This window comes from Lacisediminihabitans sp. H27-G8 (genome assembly GCF_046156175.1).
In the GTDB taxonomy this organism is placed as follows: Bacteria; Actinomycetota; Actinomycetes; order Actinomycetales; family Microbacteriaceae; genus Lacisediminihabitans.
The window spans coordinates 24,899-42,330 of record NZ_JAYLVL010000003.1 but is presented as its reverse complement, the minus strand read 5'-3'; the positions used below and the strand labels follow the sequence as shown (position 1 = coordinate 42,330).

General features: G+C 66.7%; 16 protein-coding genes. 13 read left to right on the top strand and 3 right to left on the bottom strand.

Annotated features, from left to right (window positions below; translation table 11 throughout):
* Positions 1 to 56: 56 nt before the first annotated feature.
* From VLI63_RS09550 to VLI63_RS09530, 5 genes are all read left to right on the top strand, one after another.
* Positions 57 to 2,786: a DNA translocase FtsK gene (locus tag VLI63_RS09550; protein WP_409156638.1), complete on the top strand. Its 2,730-nt coding sequence runs from the start codon at positions 57 to 59 to the stop codon at positions 2,784 to 2,786.
* 5 nt (positions 2,787 to 2,791) lie between these two features.
* Positions 2,792 to 3,454 (top strand): CDP-diacylglycerol--glycerol-3-phosphate 3-phosphatidyltransferase, encoded by a 663-nt coding sequence (pgsA, locus tag VLI63_RS09545; RefSeq protein WP_409156637.1) that lies wholly within the window; start codon positions 2,792 to 2,794, stop codon positions 3,452 to 3,454.
* A gap of 3 nt (positions 3,455 to 3,457) precedes the next feature.
* Entirely contained in the window at positions 3,458 to 3,961 is a 504-nt protein-coding gene (locus VLI63_RS09540) for a CinA family protein (RefSeq protein WP_409156636.1), read from the top strand.
* 201 nt (positions 3,962 to 4,162) lie between these two features.
* A complete protein-coding gene (locus tag VLI63_RS09535; protein ID WP_185203510.1) occupies positions 4,163 to 4,471 on the top strand; it encodes a helix-turn-helix domain-containing protein in 309 nt (102 codons plus the stop codon).
* Between the two features lie 179 nt (positions 4,472 to 4,650).
* On the top strand, positions 4,651 to 4,881 hold the full coding sequence (locus VLI63_RS09530) for a DUF3046 domain-containing protein (RefSeq protein ID WP_409156635.1): 231 nt from the start codon (positions 4,651 to 4,653) through the stop codon (positions 4,879 to 4,881).
* Positions 4,882 to 4,890: 9 nt separating this feature from the next.
* Here VLI63_RS09530 and VLI63_RS09525 read toward each other — a convergent pair whose 3' ends face one another.
* Positions 4,891 to 5,577: a phosphatase PAP2 family protein gene (locus VLI63_RS09525; RefSeq protein WP_409156634.1), complete on the bottom strand. Its 687-nt coding sequence runs from the start codon at positions 5,575 to 5,577 to the stop codon at positions 4,891 to 4,893.
* Between the two features lie 321 nt (positions 5,578 to 5,898).
* On the opposite strand from VLI63_RS09525, the gene recA reads away from it, so the two are divergent.
* From recA to dapF, 5 genes are all read left to right on the top strand, one after another.
* Positions 5,899 to 7,092: a recombinase RecA gene (gene recA / locus VLI63_RS09520; RefSeq protein WP_409156633.1), complete on the top strand. Its 1,194-nt coding sequence runs from the start codon at positions 5,899 to 5,901 to the stop codon at positions 7,090 to 7,092.
* A gap of 3 nt (positions 7,093 to 7,095) precedes the next feature.
* A complete protein-coding gene (locus VLI63_RS09515; RefSeq protein WP_409156632.1) occupies positions 7,096 to 7,854 on the top strand; it encodes a regulatory protein RecX in 759 nt (252 codons plus the stop codon).
* Positions 7,855 to 7,940: 86 nt separating this feature from the next.
* Positions 7,941 to 9,497: a tRNA (N6-isopentenyl adenosine(37)-C2)-methylthiotransferase MiaB gene (gene miaB / locus VLI63_RS09510; RefSeq protein ID WP_409156631.1), complete on the top strand. Its 1,557-nt coding sequence runs from the start codon at positions 7,941 to 7,943 to the stop codon at positions 9,495 to 9,497.
* A 5-nt stretch (positions 9,498 to 9,502) separates the two neighbouring features.
* Positions 9,503 to 10,414, top strand: a complete 912-nt coding sequence (miaA, locus tag VLI63_RS09505; RefSeq protein ID WP_409156630.1) for a tRNA (adenosine(37)-N6)-dimethylallyltransferase MiaA — start codon at positions 9,503 to 9,505, stop codon at positions 10,412 to 10,414.
* Complete coding sequence (dapF, locus tag VLI63_RS09500; RefSeq protein WP_409156629.1) at positions 10,407 to 11,282, top strand: diaminopimelate epimerase; 876 nt, start codon at positions 10,407 to 10,409, stop codon at positions 11,280 to 11,282. The genes miaA and dapF overlap by 8 nt, the downstream gene beginning before the upstream one ends.
* Here the strand turns inward: dapF and VLI63_RS09495 are convergent.
* Together VLI63_RS09495 and VLI63_RS09490 are read right to left on the bottom strand one after the other, a co-directional pair.
* On the bottom strand, positions 11,272 to 11,628 hold the full coding sequence (locus tag VLI63_RS09495; protein WP_409157230.1) for a DUF664 domain-containing protein: 357 nt from the start codon (positions 11,626 to 11,628) through the stop codon (positions 11,272 to 11,274). The genes dapF and VLI63_RS09495 overlap by 11 nt on opposite strands.
* A 25-nt stretch (positions 11,629 to 11,653) precedes the next feature.
* Positions 11,654 to 12,262, bottom strand: coding sequence for a class I SAM-dependent methyltransferase (locus VLI63_RS09490; protein WP_409156628.1), 609 nt, complete (start codon positions 12,260 to 12,262; stop codon positions 11,654 to 11,656).
* 42 nt (positions 12,263 to 12,304) lie between these two features.
* Here VLI63_RS09490 and hflX point away from each other — a divergent pair, with 42 nt between their 5' ends.
* From hflX to metE, 3 genes are all read left to right on the top strand, one after another.
* Positions 12,305 to 13,834: a GTPase HflX gene (hflX, locus tag VLI63_RS09485; RefSeq protein ID WP_354575304.1), complete on the top strand. Its 1,530-nt coding sequence runs from the start codon at positions 12,305 to 12,307 to the stop codon at positions 13,832 to 13,834.
* Between the two features lie 202 nt (positions 13,835 to 14,036).
* Complete coding sequence (locus VLI63_RS09480) at positions 14,037 to 15,035, top strand: methylenetetrahydrofolate reductase (protein WP_409156627.1); 999 nt, start codon at positions 14,037 to 14,039, stop codon at positions 15,033 to 15,035.
* On the top strand, positions 15,032 to 17,347 hold the full coding sequence (metE, locus tag VLI63_RS09475) for a 5-methyltetrahydropteroyltriglutamate--homocysteine S-methyltransferase (protein ID WP_409156626.1): 2,316 nt from the start codon (positions 15,032 to 15,034) through the stop codon (positions 17,345 to 17,347). The genes VLI63_RS09480 and metE overlap by 4 nt, the downstream gene beginning before the upstream one ends.
* Positions 17,348 to 17,432: the final 85 nt, after the last annotated feature.

The window sequence follows — 17,432 nt, the reverse complement described above, 5'->3', positions numbered from 1 at the left end:
GCGCCAGCGAGTGTGTCGAGACCGGGCTTTCGTCACCCCGGCCTTACCTTAGAAACATGGCTACGAGCACCAGGTCGACCCCGCGCGCGCGCTCCACTACGCGCGCCTCGACCCGCCCAACGGGTAAGGGCACCACGCGCAAACTGCCGGTGATGAAGACGGCCCCGTCAGACCAGCCCGGGCTGATCACCGTCGCGTGGCTCGCGCTTGCTCATGCCGTGGGAGGCGCTGCCAGAGTGCTCGGCCGCGAGACCCTTGCCAAGGACGAGCGCCGCGATGGCGTGCCGTTCTTCATTTTCCTGCTCGCCGTTGTCGGTGCGGTCGTCGAGTGGTTCAACCCCGCTGATCCGATCGCCGTCGCGCTCGACTCCTACACCTTCGGCGGGTTGTTCGGCCGGGTCGCGTTCGCACTCCCGGTGATCATGCTGCTGTTCGCGGTCTGGCTGTTCCGGCACCCGTCGTCGGTCCACGACAACGGACGCATCGGTATCGGCCTCGCGCTGATGCTCACGTCGATCAGCGCAATCTGCCACATCTTCGGTGGCGCACCGCAGCCCTCCGGCGGTGTCGAGCCGCTCGCCCGTGCCGGCGGAGTCGTCGGTTGGGTTCTCGCCGGTCCGCTGCTCGCCGTGGGAACGGCCTGGCTCGCGGTTCCCCTCGTCTCGCTGCTGCTGCTGCTCTCGCTCTTCATCATCACGAAGACTCCGCCGAATCGCACCGGTGCGCGCCTGCGGGAGCTCTACGCCTACCTGTTCGGCGCCCAGGTCGCTGAGCCGACCCCGACCAGGGTGCTGCAGAAGGGCCTCACCGCCGATACCGGCGACTTCGGATCGCTCGGCGATCTCGACCTCGAGGGAGAGGACTCCGGATCGCTGCCCTGGTGGCGTCGCAACAAGAAGCGCGAGGACGAGCCGGCGTTCGACAGCCCGGTCATCCCGAAGGACTCCAGCCCCAAGGACCAGGGAGCGACGGAAGTCATCGATCGCACGCGGCGCGATGAGGAGTTCGGTGCTGGGCTTCTCGATGAACTCGTCGAGGCCGAAGCGGCGGTCAAGCGTTTCACCGGCGAGGTAGCTCCGGTCACCGGCATCCGCGACGACGGTCCGTTGGTTGCCGACCTGCTTCCGGGATTCGCGGCGACGGCCTCGGCGAAGGGAGACCTCGGCGAGTTCGCGGCGCCCAAACCGAGCGCCCCGACCGCGCCGTACCGTCTGCCCGCCGCATCCAGCCTCGTGCCGGGCACGCCGCCCAAGTCGCGCTCCGAGGCCAACGACGTGATCGTCGCCTCGATCACCGAGGTGCTCAAGCAGTTCCAGGTGGATGCCCGTGTCACCGGTTTCAGCCGTGGGCCGACGGTCACCCGGTATGAGATCGAGCTCGGGCCCGGTGTCAAGGTGGAGCGCGTCACGGCGCTCACCAAGAACCTGTCCTATGCCGTCGCGAGCAACGAGGTTCGCATCCTGTCGCCGATCCCCGGCAAGAGTGCCATCGGCGTCGAGATCCCGAATGCCGACCGTGAGATCGTGTCCCTCGGCGACGTGTTGCGCTCCAAAGCCAGCACCTCGAGCGTGCATCCCATGACGATCGGTCTGGGAAAGGATGTCGAGGGCGGATTCGTCGTCGCCAACCTGGCGAAGATGCCCCATCTGCTCGTCGCCGGCTCCACCGGCTCCGGCAAGTCGAGTTTCGTCAACTCGATGATCACTTCGCTCCTAATGCGTGCGACGCCCGCCCAGGTGCGCATGGTGCTCATCGACCCGAAGCGGGTGGAGCTCGCGCCCTACGCCGGCATCCCGCACCTCATCACGCCCATCATCACGAACCCCAAGAAGGCGGCGGAAGCACTGGCCTGGGTCGTGAAGGAGATGGACATGCGCTACGACGACCTGGCCAGCTTCGGCTTCCGTCACATCGACGACTTCAACGCCGCGGTGATCGCCGACGAGATCGTGCTTCCGGCCGGCAGCGAGCGCTCCCTCAAGCCCTACCCCTACCTGTTGGTCGTCGTCGACGAGCTCGCCGACCTCATGATGGTGGCGCCGCGGGATGTCGAGGACTCGATCGTGCGCATCACCCAGCTCGCGCGGGCATCCGGCATCCACCTCGTGCTTGCCACTCAGCGGCCTTCGGTCGACGTCGTCACGGGACTCATCAAGGCCAACGTGCCGTCTCGGCTGGCCTTCGCCGTGTCGAGCATGACCGACTCGCGCGTGATCCTCGACCAGCCCGGAGCCGACAAGCTGATCGGGCAGGGCGACGCGCTGTTCCTTCCGATGGGAGCCTCGAAGGCCATCAGGGTGCAGGGGGCGTGGGTGACCGAGAGCGAGGTCAACGCCGTCGTGCAGCACGTGACGCGCCAGGCTCGACCCGACTATCGCAACGACGTCGCGGTCTCCGCCGAGAAGAAGCAGATCGACGGCGATATCGGCGACGACCTCGAGGTGCTCCTCGCAGCAGCGGAGCTCGTGGTGAGCACGCAGTTCGGCTCGACCTCGATGCTTCAGCGCAAGCTCCGGGTGGGTTTCGCGAAGGCCGGGCGACTGATGGACCTGCTCGAGTCGCGGGAGATCGTGGGGCCGTCGGAGGGATCGAAGGCCCGCGACGTGCTCGTCGCGCCTGAGCAACTGCCGGGAGTTCTCGCGAAGTTGCGCGGGGAAGACGGGCCGGCCACCTCGGCAACGGACGACCGATACTCGGCCGATCCGGTGGGTGACTCGACGAGCGGATACGATGAGGTGCACGTGAACGCGGACGAAGACGCCTGGAATCTGACCGGCAGGGAGTGAGAATCATGGCATCGCCAGAATCTCCTGAACAGTCCGATCCGGTCGTTCCCGTCAAGCGTCCGAACCCGATGCGCGGTCGGGTCGCCCGCGCAGGGGACACCCCGGCGAGCACCGGCAACATCGCCAATATCGTCACCGTGGTGCGCATCTTCATGGCACCGGTATTCATCTGGCTCCTGCTGACGGACGGCGGCGACCTCGGCTACCTGAGGTACATCGCCGCCGGACTCTTCGTGCTCGCGATCGTCACGGACACCGTCGACGGAATTCTCGCCCGTCGCCAGAACCTGGTCACTGACTTCGGCAAGATCCTCGACCCGATCGCCGACAAAGTGCTCATCGGCGGCGCTCTGGTCGCGCTGTCGATCCTCGGCGAACTGTGGTGGTGGGTCACGATCGTGATCCTGGTCCGCGAATTCGGCATCACGATCTTCCGGTTCGCCGTGATCCGCACCCGGGTCATCCCCGCCGTCGCCAGCGGCAAGCTCAAGACCGTGCTCCAAGCGGTGGGTATCTCCCTGTTGCTCTTCCCCTTCTGGACAGCCGTGGGCGACTGGGAGCACTGGGCGGGCTGGATCGTCATGGGGGTCGCGCTCGTGCTGACCGTGGTCTCCGGTGTCGACTTCGTCGTGAAGTACCGCCAGCAGAACCGCGTCGCAACGGCCTGAGGCATGACCGGGCAGCGCACTGCGGATGTCGCGGCAGAGGTCGTCGCCATCCTGATCGAGCGCGGCCTCACCATCGCCGTCGCAGAGTCGCTCACCGGGGGACTTCTCGTCTCGGCGCTCGTAGACGTGCCCGGGGCGTCCGCCACGGTGTTCGGTGGGGTCGTCGCCTACAACACCGCGATCAAGCACAGCGTGCTCGGTGTCGACGCGGATCTTCTCGCCGAAAACGGCCCGGTGGATCCCGAGGTCGCCCGGCAGATGGCAGACCGGGTGAGGACCGTTCTCGCAGTGGATGGTGCGGCGGCAGACATCGGATTGTCGACAACCGGGGTCGCCGGCCCCGGGCCCCAAGACGGGCAGCCGGCGGGCACCGTCTACCTCGGATTCGCGATCGGCGAGGATGTGAGTTCGCTGAGACTCGAACTGGGGGGAGACCGTGGGGCTATCCGAGACGAGACTGTCTCCGAATCACTTACACGGTTGAGAATCGCCCTCGAAACCCGGTGAACAGCTCCGGGAATCTTTCTCGTTTCGATCTCGTTACATCACAGTGATTCACAAGCGTCATACAGATGTAGCTGGTTAGTGTTTTACCTACCGGTGGTTTAGTGTTACTGATCCGCTGGGCCGGAATTACCCGGCAGCATCCGTGGTTATCGTTCGTGTAGTCGTTTTTACGACGCAGTCGTTTTAGAGGAGGAGGGTCCAATGGTTCTAGTTCGTCAAGAAATCGGTGACGTGCTCCGGGACTTCCGCCTGCAGAAGGGCCGTACCCTTCGACAGGTCGCGAGCAAAGCAAGTGTTGCTCTCGGCTACCTCAGCGAGGTGGAGCGTGGCCAAAAAGAGGCCAGCTCCGAAATCCTCGCTTCGGTCGCGGATGCACTCGAGACACCGATCTCAGTCATCATGCGCGAGGTGGGCGACCGCCTTGCAGTAATCGAGGGAATCAACATCATCCCCGACACCGTCCCCGACGACCTCGTCGCGGATTTCGACGCGGGACTCGTCACGCGCTAAGGCTTACCGAACCGGCACGGTGTGGTCGGTTTGTGGAACGAATGCCCGGCTCTCCTGAGCCGGGCATTCGTCTTTCAGTGGGTCTCCATCCGCGCGCTGGCCGGGCTTCTCGCCTCCCGGTGAACCCTGGTCGAGTAGCGTGCGCAGCGACCGTATCGAGACCCCGATACGCTTAACGGATGCGCCTCAGCCAGTTCTGGACCGCCGTTTCCGACGAGTTCGGCGCGGCCCTCGGTCGCGCCCTCGTGCACGATCTCGTGCTCGGCGAACTCGGCGATCTCACTGCGGAACAGGCCCTCGCAAAGGGACTCGACATCCGCGGCACCTGGCTCGCGCTCTGCCGCGCCACCGACGTTCCGGAGGCCCGACGCCACGGTGTCGGCAACCGGGAGCCGAAAGCGGGGGCCTGAGCCGACAGGCTAGTCCGCGCGGCGACTCACCAGGGAGCGGATGCCTCCCGCGGCTGCCCAGACGGCGAGTCCGATCGCGATCCCCAGGGCGGTGCCGCCGACGGTGTCGGTGAACCAGTGCACGTTCAAGTACAGGCGGCTGTATCCCATTGCCACGACGTAGACCACCCCGAAGACGGTGAACCAGCGGTGACGCACCAAGAGTGCGAACACCACGATCAGGGATGCGGCGACCGCGGAATGGCCCGAGGGATAAGCCGACAGGCTGACGGCGATTTCCCGATGAGGCGGGCGCGGCCTTTCGAATGTCGCCTTGAGGGCTTCGACGGCCCACTGGGCGATCGGGCGTAGCGGCAGCACCACCAGGGCAGCCCAGACTCCCCGGGTCAACAGCAGCGCGGCCGCGGCTATCGCGGGAACAACGAACAGGGCGATGCTGCCCCCTCCGAGCTGGTTGAGAGCGAGGGAGGGACCCTCGAGCCACGGGGCTCGGAAGCCCGCGATCGCCCGATAGAGCACCTCGTCCACCGTGGTGGGGCGTCCTGAGAGCGCGGCGGAGATGATCGCCCCACCCGCCACGCAGAGGGCGAGAGCCACGACGGCGACGAGGATCCCGATCCCGCGTTGCGGAGCGGTGCCCCAGGCTCTCTCGATGCGGATCGCGCGGGAGGAGCCTCTTCCTGGGGTGGGTGACATGGTCCCATTCTCGCCGAAGCCGCCTCGGGGAGTGGGGGAGTCCATCGATCGGCTTCGAATCCACGCGACACGCCGGAGCGGAACATTCGAACATGTCTTCGGTGTGGCGTAGTCTCCTTCACAGCGGCCGAAATCCGCGAATTGTTCACCGTATGCCCCAGGCCAGACAGCAATGTCCCCGGTCTCGCGTACCGTTCGATTCGTTGGACGAAGCCACCAACAACAGCCTTGTCGCAGGTCGTGAACACCTTGCAGGATCGGTGCTCTCGACGAAACGGCAGCCTATAGGCGCATCACCTCGACGCTAGAAGGAGCACCACAATGCCATCAGTTGCAGATCGCGAAAAGTCCCTGGAGACCGCCCTCGCCCAGATCGACCGCCAGTTCGGCAAGGGCTCCGTCATGCGCCTCGGCAGTGATGAGCGAGCTCCCGTCGCGGTGATCCCGACCGGTTCCATCGCGCTGGACGTCGCCCTCGGCATCGGCGGGCTCCCGCGCGGTCGCATCGTGGAGATCTACGGCCCGGAATCCTCGGGAAAGACCACGCTCACCCTCCACGCCATCGCCAATGCGCAGAAGGCCGGCGGAATCGCTGCCTTCATCGATGCGGAGCACGCCCTCGACCCCGAATACGCCAAGGCGCTCGGGGTGGACATCGATGCTCTTCTCGTCTCGCAGCCCGACACGGGGGAGCAGGCGCTCGAGATCGCGGACATGCTCATCCGATCCGGCTCGATCGACCTCGTCGTGATCGACTCCGTGGCGGCGCTGGTGCCCCGCGCCGAGATCGAGGGCGAGATGGGCGATTCGCACGTCGGTCTCCAGGCGCGGCTCATGTCGCAGGCCCTCCGCAAGCTCACCGGTGGGCTCAGCCAGACCAACACCACGATGATCTTCATCAATCAGCTGCGCGAGAAGATCGGTGTGTTCTTCGGCTCGCCCGAGACGACCGCGGGAGGCAAGGCGCTCAAGTTCTACGCGTCCGTGCGCCTCGACATCCGCCGCATCGAGACCCTCAAGGAGGGAACGGATGCCGTCGGTAACCGCACCCGGGTCAAGGTGGTGAAGAACAAGATGGCTCCGCCGTTCAAGCAGGCCGAGTTCGACATCCTCTACGGCACCGGCATCTCCCGCGAGGGAAGCCTCATCGACTTCGGTGTCGAGCACGAGATCGTCCGCAAGTCCGGGGCCTGGTACACCTACGACGGTGACCAGCTCGGGCAGGGCAAGGAGAACTCGCGCAAATACCTGATCGAGCACGCGGCCACCGCGAACGAGATCGAGCAGAAGATCAAGGCGAAGCTCGGCATCATCGTCGACGCGAAGGCGGCCGCGGCAGCCGCGTCGCAGGCGAAAGCGGACGCGAACGCAGAACTGGCTGCTGCAAAGTCGGCCGGAACGCTGACGGCGGCGTCCACCCCGGCGAAGGGAGCCCGCGCCAGCGCCGCGGAAGCCAAGGCCGCAGCCAATGCGAGTTTCGCGGCGGCCGAGAGCCGCACCGCGATCGGCGCGTAGACCGTGGCCTCCGGTGACGGCCCGAAGCTCGCCCGGGTGACCTACCTGCCCGGGGTGACTCCTGCCTCGACGCAGCAGGGGCCGTCATCGGAGAGCGACCCGACAGAGAACGCCGCGAATGCGGCCCTTCCCGACTTCGTCTCCTTCTTCGGAGGGAAGGCGCACGGGGAGTCCGAGGATTCCACCGACTCCGAGGATTCCACCGATTCCGAGGATTCCACCGACTCCGAAGTTCTGGCAACCTCCGCCGAGCCGGAATCCGCGACACGGAGCAACACCCGCCGAGAGGTGCGTGCCGAGAATGTGAGCATGCATGCTCTCACCCGTCGCGGTATGTCGCGCTGGGAGCTCGAGAAGACCCTTCTCTCCCGCGAACTAGACGAAGACGTCGTCGAGGCCGAGCTCGACCGTCTCGAGGGAGTCGGCCTCATCGACGATGCGGCGCTTGCCGAGACATTCGTGCGCACGCAACACGATCGCAAGGGTTTGGGGCGCGGTGCGATCACCGCCGAGTTGCGTCGCCGCCACGTGGACCAGGAGCACATCGACGCCGCGCTGGAACGGGTCGACGACGACGACGAGCAAGACCGGGCCACCGAGCTGGCGATCAAACGTGCCGGGCAGTTGAGTTCCTACGATCTCGAAACCGCCAAGCGCCGGCTGCACGGGTTCCTGTCCCGCAAGGGTTATTCGTCGGGCGTCGTGCGCGCGGCGATCGATGAGGCGCTGTCGGCTCGCTCGAGCGGCGTGCGATTCCGTTAGGGGCTTCACCGATGGCCGGCCGGCAGGCTCGCTGAGCGGATGCGCGCGCGGCGACGGTTAGGGGCAACGGTTAAGATTGGGGGATCATGACCCTCACCGCTCCTGCCGGCACCACCCCTGCCGCAACTGATTCCCCGCGCACCTACGAGGTGCGCACCTTCGGCTGCCAGATGAACGTGCACGACTCCGAACGACTGAGTGGTTCGCTTGAGGCGGCGGGTTATGTGCGCGCGGAGGGCGGCATCGCGGATGTCGTGGTGATCAACACCTGCGCGGTGCGGGAGAACGCCGACAACAAGCTGTACGGAAACCTCGGCTATCTCGCCTCGGTCAAGCAGAAGCACGAGGGGATGCAGATCGCCGTCGGCGGCTGCCTGGCCCAGAAGGACAAGAACGTCATCCTCGAGAAGGCGCCCTGGGTCGACGTGGTGTTCGGCACCCACAACATGGGATCGCTGCCCACCCTTCTCGAGCGGGCACGCCACAACGGTGAGGCGCAGTTGGAGATCCTCGAGTCGCTCGACGTCTTCCCCTCGACCCTTCCGACCAAGCGGGAGTCGACCTATTCCGGCTGGGTGTCGATCTCGGTCGGCTGTAACAACACCTGCACGTTCTGCATCGTCCCCGCTCTGCGTGGCAAGGAGAAAGACCGCCGGCCCGGCGACATCCTCTCCGAGATCCAGGCGATCGTGGATGACGGGGCCATCGAGGTCACCCTTCTCGGCCAGAACGTCAATTCCTACGGGGTCGAGTTCGGAGATCGGCAGGCGTTCGGCAAGCTCCTCCGTTCGGCCGGCGAAATCCGCGGGCTCGAGCGCATCCGTTTCACCAGTCCGCATCCGGCTGCCTTCACCGACGACGTGATCGACGCGATGGCGGAGACCGGCGCCGTCATGCCGCAGTTGCACATGCCGCTCCAGTCCGGGTCGGACCGGATCCTCAAGTCGATGCGCCGCAGCTACCGGTCCGACAAGTTCCTGGGCATCCTCGACCGGGTGCGGGCCCGCATCCCGAACGCGGCGATCTCCACCGACATCATCGTCGGCTTCCCCGGCGAGACCGAAGAAGACTTCCAGGAGACCCTCCGCGTGGTCGAGCTCGCCCGGTTCGCCACCGCCTTCACGTTCCAGTATTCGATCCGTCCTGGCACGCCAGCGGCGACCATGGACGAGCAAGTGCCGAAGGCCGTGGTGCAAGAGCGTTACGAGCGACTGGTGGCACTGCAAGACCGCATCTCCTGGGAAGAGAACCAGAAGCTGATCGGCACGGAGGTGCGGGTCCTGGTCGGCGCCGAGGGATCCAAGGATGCCGACACCCACCGGCTGTCCGGCCGCGCCGAAGACAGCCGCCTCGTGCACTTCGAAGTCCCGCCTCACAGCGAGCTTCCGCGCCCGGGGGATGTCGTCACCGTGTGTGTCTCCGAAGCGAAGCCGTTCTATCTGCTCGCCGACTCCGCCGACGGTGCCCCCCTGCTGATCCGGCGAACGAGCGCCGGGGACGCCTGGGATCGGGCCGAGGCCGACTCGTGCGCGATCCCCTCTGCGGGGGCTGCCGCATCCTCTCCGGCACGGGTTTCGCTCGGACTGCCGACATTGCGGATCGCCACGTCACCGATCTACGACCTGCACGACGGGCAGCGCTAGCGGCAATGCTCGTCGTCATCGTCGGTGCGACCGGCACCGGCAAGTCGGCCCTGTCGCTCGACCTCGCGGACAGGTTCTGTTCCGAGGGCCAGGCGGCCGAGATCGTCAATGCCGATGCCATGCAGCTCTATCGAGGCATGGATATCGGCACGGCCAAGCTCCCGGTCGACGAGCGTCGCGGCATCCCGCACCACCTGTTCGATGTGCTCGACCCCCGCGACGAGGCCAGCGTCTCGGCGTTCCAGGCGGATGCCCGAGGCACGATAGCGGGCATCCTCGATCGCGGTGCCGTTCCGATCCTGGTCGGCGGGTCCGGGCTCTACGTCTCTTCGGTCGTCTACGACTTCCAGTTTCCCCCCACCGACCCGGTGGTTCGCGAGCGGCTGGAGCATGAACTCCTCGACAGAGGTCCTGGCCTGCTCTACCGCGATCTCCGTGCGGTCGACGAGGATGCAGCGGCGGCGATCGGTCCGCACAACGGCCGGCGTCTGGTGCGTGCTCTCGAGGTCGTGGAGCTCACCGGCCGGCCATTCGGATCGGGCCTGCCCGCCGAGTCCGACTACTGGATGCCGACAACCTCGCTCGGACTCACCACTCCGCGGGACATCCTGGTGCCGCGGCTGGACGACCGGGTGGCCGGGATGTGGAGCGACGGGCTCGTCGACGAGGCGCGAGCGCTCGAAACCATCGGGCTCGGCGTGACGGCGTCTCGTGCCATCGGTTATGCCCAGGCCCTCGGGCAGATCAGGGGAGACCTCACGGAGGCAGAGGCTATCGAGCAGACCAGGGTGCTCACGCGCAAATACGCCCGACGTCAGGTGGGATGGTTTCGGCGGTACCCCCAGACGGTCTGGCTGGACTCGGACGACCCTGACCGGGTGTCGTCCGCCCGCCGGATACTCTTGGACCATGCCTGACCTGCATTTCACCAAGGGCCACGGAACCGGCAACGACTTCGTCTTCTTCGCCGATCCCGACGGCCTCATCGATCTCACACCCGCACAGATCGCCGCGATCGCCGACCGCCACTTCGGCGTGGGAGGCGACGGCGTCATCCGAGCGGTGCGTTCCCAGAACCTGCCTGCGGGTGCTGCTGCCCTCGCCGAGGACGATGCCGCGGAGTGGTTCATGGACTATCACAACGCCGACGGATCGGTGTCGGAGATGTGTGGCAATGGCATCCGCGTCTTCGCAAAGTTCCTGATCCAGAACGGGCTGGCGACGCTGGGACAGGGGGAGACCCTTCCCATCGGCACACGGAGCGGTGTGCGCGACCTGCAGCGGAACAGTTCCGGATTCCAGGTCGACCTGGGGCGCTGGTCGCTCGAGGGTGGCGAACCGCTCGTGCGCGCGAAGAACCTGTCTGTGGCGCGCCCGGGTCTCGGAATCAACATCGGCAACCCCCACGTCGTCGTCGCGTTGTCGAGCGATGAGGAGCTCGAGAGCGCCGACCTGACCTTCATCCCCGTGCTCGACCCGGAGGCGACCGAGGGCGCGAACGTCGAGTTCGTCGTGCCGATGGACCCGCTGGTGAAAGACGGCGTCGGACGCATCCGTATGCGCGTGCACGAGCGCGGCAGCGGTGAAACCCTCTCCTGTGGCACCGGCGCGGCTGCGGCGGCCCTCGCGACCCGGCACTGGGCCGGGGCCGGTGCTCCGAACCAGTGGCGCGTCGAGGTGCCGGGCGGCACCCTCGGCGTGCGGATGTGGGCCGCGGAAGACGGCGAGCACGTCTCGTTGAGTGGACCCGCCGAGCTCGTCTTCGAGGGCGACCTCACCTACTGACCCACGCCGAGGGGCTGGGGCCTTGCGGTCGATGAAGCGCGGCCCGGTTCAGTGGCGGCGGCAATATGGCGTCGCGGAGGGAGGCAGGCGCCCTCCCGCGAAGGAGTCTCTCCCGCTGCGAGCGGCAGTTTCTCCCGCCGCGAGCGCGTGACTTGTGTCCGGATGACTCGCTGGCCGCCCTGAACCGGTGGCGTTCCACGCCAGTGCGGTGTCGAACCACCCCCGAGACCGTCCCGGGGGAGGGGAACGGCCTCTTCGCCCCCTCCGCGTCGTCGAGGTCGCGAGCCTTCAGAGCCACCGTGGCTCGCTGGTACGGGAGAAACTCTCGAAGGTCTTCCGGTCGGATCCATCGTGTGGAGGATCCGTGCGGGTCACTTGCGGCGGACCCTCAGCACCCGATAGCCCTTGTTGGTCGCCGCGCGCGAGACGGCGAAGTCCGCGGGGAGCCAGCCTTCGAGCCAGCGATGCAAGGAATCGGATCCGAGGTTGCGCTGCACGACGAGCCAGGCATCGGACTCCGGGTCGAGCCGTGGCAGCCAGAACTCCAGCATCCCGTGGAGTTCGTTCTTTCCGACTCGGATCGGCGGATTCGAGCGGATAGACAGGAAACTCAGGTCCGCGGGAACATCTTCCGGGGTCACGGCGTTGATATTGGTGACGCCGACGGCTTCGGCGTTGCGGCGCACGAGGTCGAGGGCGCGGGAGTTCACATCCACAGCCCACACGGTGGCGTGAGGCGATTGCAGGGCGAGAGTGAGGGCGATCGGTCCCCACCCGCAGCCGAGGTCGAGCAGATTTCCTCCGGGAGGCGCCGGGGGCGTGTTGGCGAGGAGCACCTGGGTTCCGGCGTCGATGCGTTCGGGGCTGAAGATGCCGTTGGAGGTGGTCAGTTCGAAAGTCTGATCGGCCAGCGGAACGCGGATCTGGCGGAACTTGAGCTCACTCTCGGGCATTTCGGAGAAGTAATGCTCAGAGGCCATGCAGAGAAACCTATCGAAATACGAGGAGCTAGGGTTAACCAGATGATTGAACCTGAGACAGACGCACGCGAGGATGACGACGCCGTCAGCCGCGTGCTGGCGAAAGCCGCGAGCAAGTCGGCCGGGTACACACTGTTCGGGTCCGGCAACGCCCAGGCCCTCCAGAGCCGCGGGGTCGAGTCGGATTCCGACGGGGACCAGTTCGACCGCGAAGACCGCCAGGCCCTCCGTCGAGTGGCCGGTCTGTCCACCGAGCTCGAAGACGTCACAGAGGTCGAATACCGGCAGCTGCGTATCGAACGCGTCGTGCTCATCGGCATCTACAGCCAGGGCAACACCGAAGAGGCCGAGAACTCGATGCGCGAGCTCTTCGCGCTTGCCGAGACGGCCGGGGCCACCGTGCTCGACGGGCTCCTCCAGCGGCGGGCGACCCCCGATCCCAGTACCTTCTTCGGCAAGGGAAAGGCGATCGAGCTCCGGGATGTGGTCGCCAGCGTCGGCGCCGACACCGTGATCGTCGACAGCGAGCTCGCCCCCAGCCAGCGCCGAGCGCTCGAGGACGTCGTGAAGGTGAAGGTCATCGACCGCACGGCGGTGATCCTCGACATCTTCAGCCAGCACGCCAAGAGCCGGGAGGGCAAGGCCCAGGTCGAGCTCGCCCAGCTCGAATACCTGCTTCCCCGACTCCGAGGCTGGGGCGAGTCGATGTCACGCCAGGCCGGTGGCCAGGTAGGCGCCGGCAACGGAATGGGAAGCCGCGGTCCGGGTGAGACGAAGATCGAGCTCGATCGTCGCCGCATCCACACCCGTATGTCCCGGCTGAAGAAGCAGATCCTCGCCTTCAAGCCTGCCCGCGAGGCGAAGCGCGCGAACCGCAACCGCAACTCCGTGCCATCCGTCGCCATCGCCGGCTATACCAATGCCGGAAAGTCTTCGCTTCTGAATCGCATCACGCGAGCGGGAGCGCTCGTGGAGAACGCCCTGTTCGCCACCCTCGACACCGCGGTGCGCAAGAACGAGACCGAGGAGGGCCAGGCCTACACCCTCACCGACACTGTCGGTTTCGTGCGCAACCTGCCCCACCAGCTGGTCGAGGCGTTCCGCTCCACCTTCGAGGAGATCGCCGATTCGGATGTGATCCTTCATGTCGTCGACGGATCGCACCCGGACCCCGGCAGCCAACTGGCGACCGTACGGGACGTGATCGGCGAGGTCGAGGCGCGGCATATCCCCGAGATCGTGGTCTTCAACAAGAGCGACCTCATCGACGACAGCCAGCGGCTCGTGCTGCGGGGGCTCGAACCGAAAGCGATCTTCGCCTCCGCTCGCACCGGCGAGGGCATCGAGGAGATCCTCGCCGCGATCGCGCGCACCCTGCCCGCCCCGTCGATCGAACTCGACCTTCTCGTGCCCTACGACCGGGGGGACGTCATTTCGTCGCTTCACGACCACGCCCGGATCGTCTCGACCGAGTATGAAGAGGGCGGAACGCGGATTTCGGTGCTCGTCACCGAGGAGCATGCGGCCGCGCTGCGCCCGTTCGCGACACCGGTTCCCGCCGTCGTCGTCTGATTGCGTAACACTTCTGCCGGCAGCAGCTCTGCTTGCTAGTCTGGCTGGACTGAGGTTCGCGAGTGTTGCGAGCCGAGGAGCGACAGCCGAGCCCGGCACCCGCCCACAGGAGCCGATCGGCTCCGCATCCCACCAGAACGGCGATGCAGTGGGCCTAGTGGTCCACTCGACAGCCGGCGCTATGCACCGAGGACCAAGACCCGTGCCCGCTCCCGACAGCCCCGGCGAAAACAGCCTGCCGAGCGCGCGCATCCCGTTCTCGTTCGAGCTGTTTCCGCCCCGTAACGAGGCGGCGGCGCACACTCTCTGGGACACGATCCAGCAATTGGCCGCGGTGGGTCCCGACTTCATGTCGGTCACCTACGGGGCCAACGGCTCATCCCGCGAGAGTTCGCTCGAGGTGCTGCGGTACATCCGGGAGCAGACCTCCGTGCATCCCCTCGCCCACCTGACCTGCGTCGGGTCATCGCACTACGAAGCGAACCGTCTGGTGCGCGAGTTCCTCGATGCCGGCATCACGAGCTTCCTCGCCCTCCGCGGCGATCCCCCGCGCGGTGCGGTCGAGGGCGACCAGTTCCTCGGCGACCTCGGCAGTGCTTCCGAACTCGTGCAGCTCATCCACCGGGTGCAGACGGAGCGGGCGCAGTATGCGACTCTGCCGTCGCGGAGCGCTTCCGGCGGCGGCGCGATCCCCTCGACCCGCCAGAAGGTGCGGGTGGCCGTGGCCGCCTTCCCCAACGGGCATCCGCGGTCGAAGCGGTCGAACCAGGACATCGACACCCTGCTCGCCAAGCAGGTCTCCGGCGCGACCGTCGCGATCACGCAGCTGTTCTTCCACGCCGAGGACTACCTCGGCTTCGTCGATGAGGCCCGCACCGCGGGGGTCACGATCCCGATCCTGCCGGGCGTGATGCCCGCCACGGCCCCCACCCGGCTCGAGCGAATTCTCGAACTCACCGGTGAGCGTCGTCCCGAAGAGCTGTCGCGGCGCCTGCACGCCAGCGATTCCGCGGACGAACAGGCCGAGATCGGAATCGAGCACGCCGTCTCGCTCTCGCTCGAGATCCTCGCGGGAGGAGCGCCGGGCCTCCACCTCTACACTTTCAACCAGCACCGGGCCGTACTGTCCGTTCTCAACGGAGTCGGTCTCATCGCCGGGCTGACCTCACCAGAATCACCCAACCACAAGGAATCCGTATGACGACCCCCTCATTCCCCACCGGCAGCATCCTGGGCTACCCCCGGATCGGCCGTCGCCGCGAGCTCAAGAAGGCCGTCGAGTCATTCTGGGCCGGCCGCATCACGGCCGATGAGCTCGAGGCGACCGCCGCCGAGTTGCGGGCTGTCACCCGTGAGCGCCTGGTCTCCCTCGGTCTCGGCAAGTCCGATTCTTCGATCCCCGAGGCCTTCTCCTTCTACGACCAGATGCTGGATGCCGCGGTCGCCGTCGGCGCCGTGCCCACTCGTTTCGCCTCACTCGTCGCCGCCGACGGCACCGTCGACCTCGCCGGATATTTCACCATCGCCCGTGGCGAAGGCAACAACACCCCCGCCGAGATGACCAAGTGGTTCGACTCCAACTACCACTACCTCGTGCCGGAGATCGGTCCGGAGACCGACTTCCACCTCGCCTCCGACCGCTTGGTTCGCGAGGTCGCAGAGGCCACCACCAGCGGCTTCCGCACCCGCCCCGTCATCGTCGGCCCGGTCACCTTCCTGCTGCTCAGCAAGGCGAGTGAGGACGCTCCGGAGGGCTACCAGCCCCTCGATCGCCTCGACGACCTCCTGCCGGTCTACGCCGAACTGCTCGCCGCTCTGACCGCCGTCGGTGCCGAGTGGGTGCAGCTGGACGAGCCCGCGCTCGTCAGCGAGAGCATCGAGGTTCCCCGCGCCGAGGTGCTGGCCGCCACCAAGCGTGCCTATGACGCCCTCGGTGCCCTGGACGTGCGCCCGCAGATCTTCGTCGCCGCGCCCTACGGCAGCCTCGACGACGCGCTCCCGGTGCTCGACTCGACCTCGATCGAGGCCATCGGGCTCGACCTCGTGAAGGGGTCCATCCCGGAGGACTTCCACACCGAGAAGACGCTGGTCGGTGGCGTGATCGACGGTCACAACATCTGGCGCGGAGACCTCGCCGCCGCTTTCGACACCCTCGAGTCGTTGAAGGCGCTATCGCCCAACGTGGCCGTCACATCGTCCACGAGCCTCTTCCACACCCCGCACGACGTCGCGGACGAGCCATTTCTCGACGACCGCCTGAAGAGCTGGCTCGCCTTCGCGGACCAGAAGGTGGCGCAGATCGCGGTCCTCGCGGCGGGACTCGCGGGCGGTGCATCCGCTATCCAGGGAGACCTCGATGCCGCTTCGGCCGCTCTTGCCGACCGCCGGATCGCCCCCGGAGTTCGCGACGGAGACGTGCGTGCGCGAGCGGCCGCTCTCACGGAGGCCGACTTCGGGCGCGGCGACTACTCCGAGCGCCTTGCCGCGCAGGATGCCGCCCTCAACCTGCCGTTCCTTCCCACGACGACGATCGGATCGTTTCCGCAGACCGGCAACATCCGCAAGGCCCGCGCGGCCAATGCGAAGGGCGAGATCAGCGAGAACGAGTACATCGACTTCCTGAAGGCGGAGATCAAGAGCGTCGTCGATCTGCAGGAGGAGATCGGAATCGACGTGATCGTGCACGGCGAGCCCGAGCGCAACGACATGGTGCAGTACTTCGCCGAACACCTCGACGGCTTCGCGGTGACGCAGAACGGCTGGGTGCAGTCCTACGGCAGCCGCTGTACGCGTCCGTCGATCCTGTGGGGGGATGTCGCGCGCGAGGCGCCCATCACCGTGGAGTGGTCGTCGTACACGCAGAGTCTCACCGAGAAGCCGGTCAAGGGCATGCTCACCGGCCCGGTCACCATCCTGGCCTGGAGCTTCGTGCGCGACGATCAGCCGCTGGGGGAGACGGCCAATCAGGTCGCGCTCGCGCTCCGCGACGAGATCGAAGACCTCGAGGAGGCAGGCATCGGAATCATCCAGGTGGATGAGCCCGCGCTGCGCGAGCTGCTGCCTCTCAAGAAGGCAGACCAGGCCGCCTACCTCGACTGGTCCGTGCGATCCTTCCGCCTGGCGACAGCGGGGGTCGAGGCCAAGACCCAGATCCACACCCACCTCTGCTACTCCGAGTTCGGTGTGGTCATCGACGCCATCAACAACCTGGATGCCGATGTGACGTCCATCGAGGCCGCCCGGTCGAAGATGGAGGTCGTTCCCGACATCCAGCGCAGCGGCTTCGGTCGCGGCATCGGCCCGGGCGTGTACGACATCCACTCCCCGCGCGTGCCCTCGATCGAGGAGGTCACCGACCTCATCGAGATCGCACTCGGATCGATCCCCAACCGCCAGGTATGGGTGAACCCCGACTGCGGCTTGAAGACCCGCGGCTACGACGAGACCGTGGCATCCCTCACCAACGTCGTCGCCGCAACGCGTGCCGTGCGTGAGCGGGTGAGCGCGCAGTAGCAGGTCGCTGTGCTGCCCTGAGTGACCCGCGTGCCCGGACAATCGGGTGTGCGTGTCGCTCAGGGCAATGCGGGGCCGCGGCTAG

Bases quoted from the DNA above. Each gene is read 5' to 3' on its own strand.
- VLI63_RS09550 (WP_409156638.1), top strand. From the start codon at position 57: ATGGCTACGAGCACCAGGTCGACCCCGCGCGCGCGCTCCACTACGCGC.
- pgsA (WP_409156637.1), top strand. From the start codon at position 2,792: ATGGCATCGCCAGAATCTCCTGAACAGTCCGATCCGGTCGTTCCCGTC.
- VLI63_RS09540 (WP_409156636.1), top strand. From the start codon at position 3,458: ATGACCGGGCAGCGCACTGCGGATGTCGCGGCAGAGGTCGTCGCCATC.
- VLI63_RS09535 (WP_185203510.1), top strand. From the start codon at position 4,163: ATGGTTCTAGTTCGTCAAGAAATCGGTGACGTGCTCCGGGACTTCCGC.
- VLI63_RS09530 (WP_409156635.1), top strand. From the start codon at position 4,651: ATGCGCCTCAGCCAGTTCTGGACCGCCGTTTCCGACGAGTTCGGCGCG.
- VLI63_RS09525 (WP_409156634.1), bottom strand. From the start codon at position 5,577: ATGTCACCCACCCCAGGAAGAGGCTCCTCCCGCGCGATCCGCATCGAG.
- recA (WP_409156633.1), top strand. From the start codon at position 5,899: ATGCCATCAGTTGCAGATCGCGAAAAGTCCCTGGAGACCGCCCTCGCC.
- miaB (WP_409156631.1), top strand. From the start codon at position 7,941: ATGACCCTCACCGCTCCTGCCGGCACCACCCCTGCCGCAACTGATTCC.
- miaA (WP_409156630.1), top strand. From the start codon at position 9,503: ATGCTCGTCGTCATCGTCGGTGCGACCGGCACCGGCAAGTCGGCCCTG.
- dapF (WP_409156629.1), top strand. From the start codon at position 10,407: ATGCCTGACCTGCATTTCACCAAGGGCCACGGAACCGGCAACGACTTC.
- VLI63_RS09490 (WP_409156628.1), bottom strand. From the start codon at position 12,262: ATGGCCTCTGAGCATTACTTCTCCGAAATGCCCGAGAGTGAGCTCAAG.
- hflX (WP_354575304.1), top strand. From the start codon at position 12,305: ATGATTGAACCTGAGACAGACGCACGCGAGGATGACGACGCCGTCAGC.
- metE (WP_409156626.1), top strand. From the start codon at position 15,032: ATGACGACCCCCTCATTCCCCACCGGCAGCATCCTGGGCTACCCCCGG.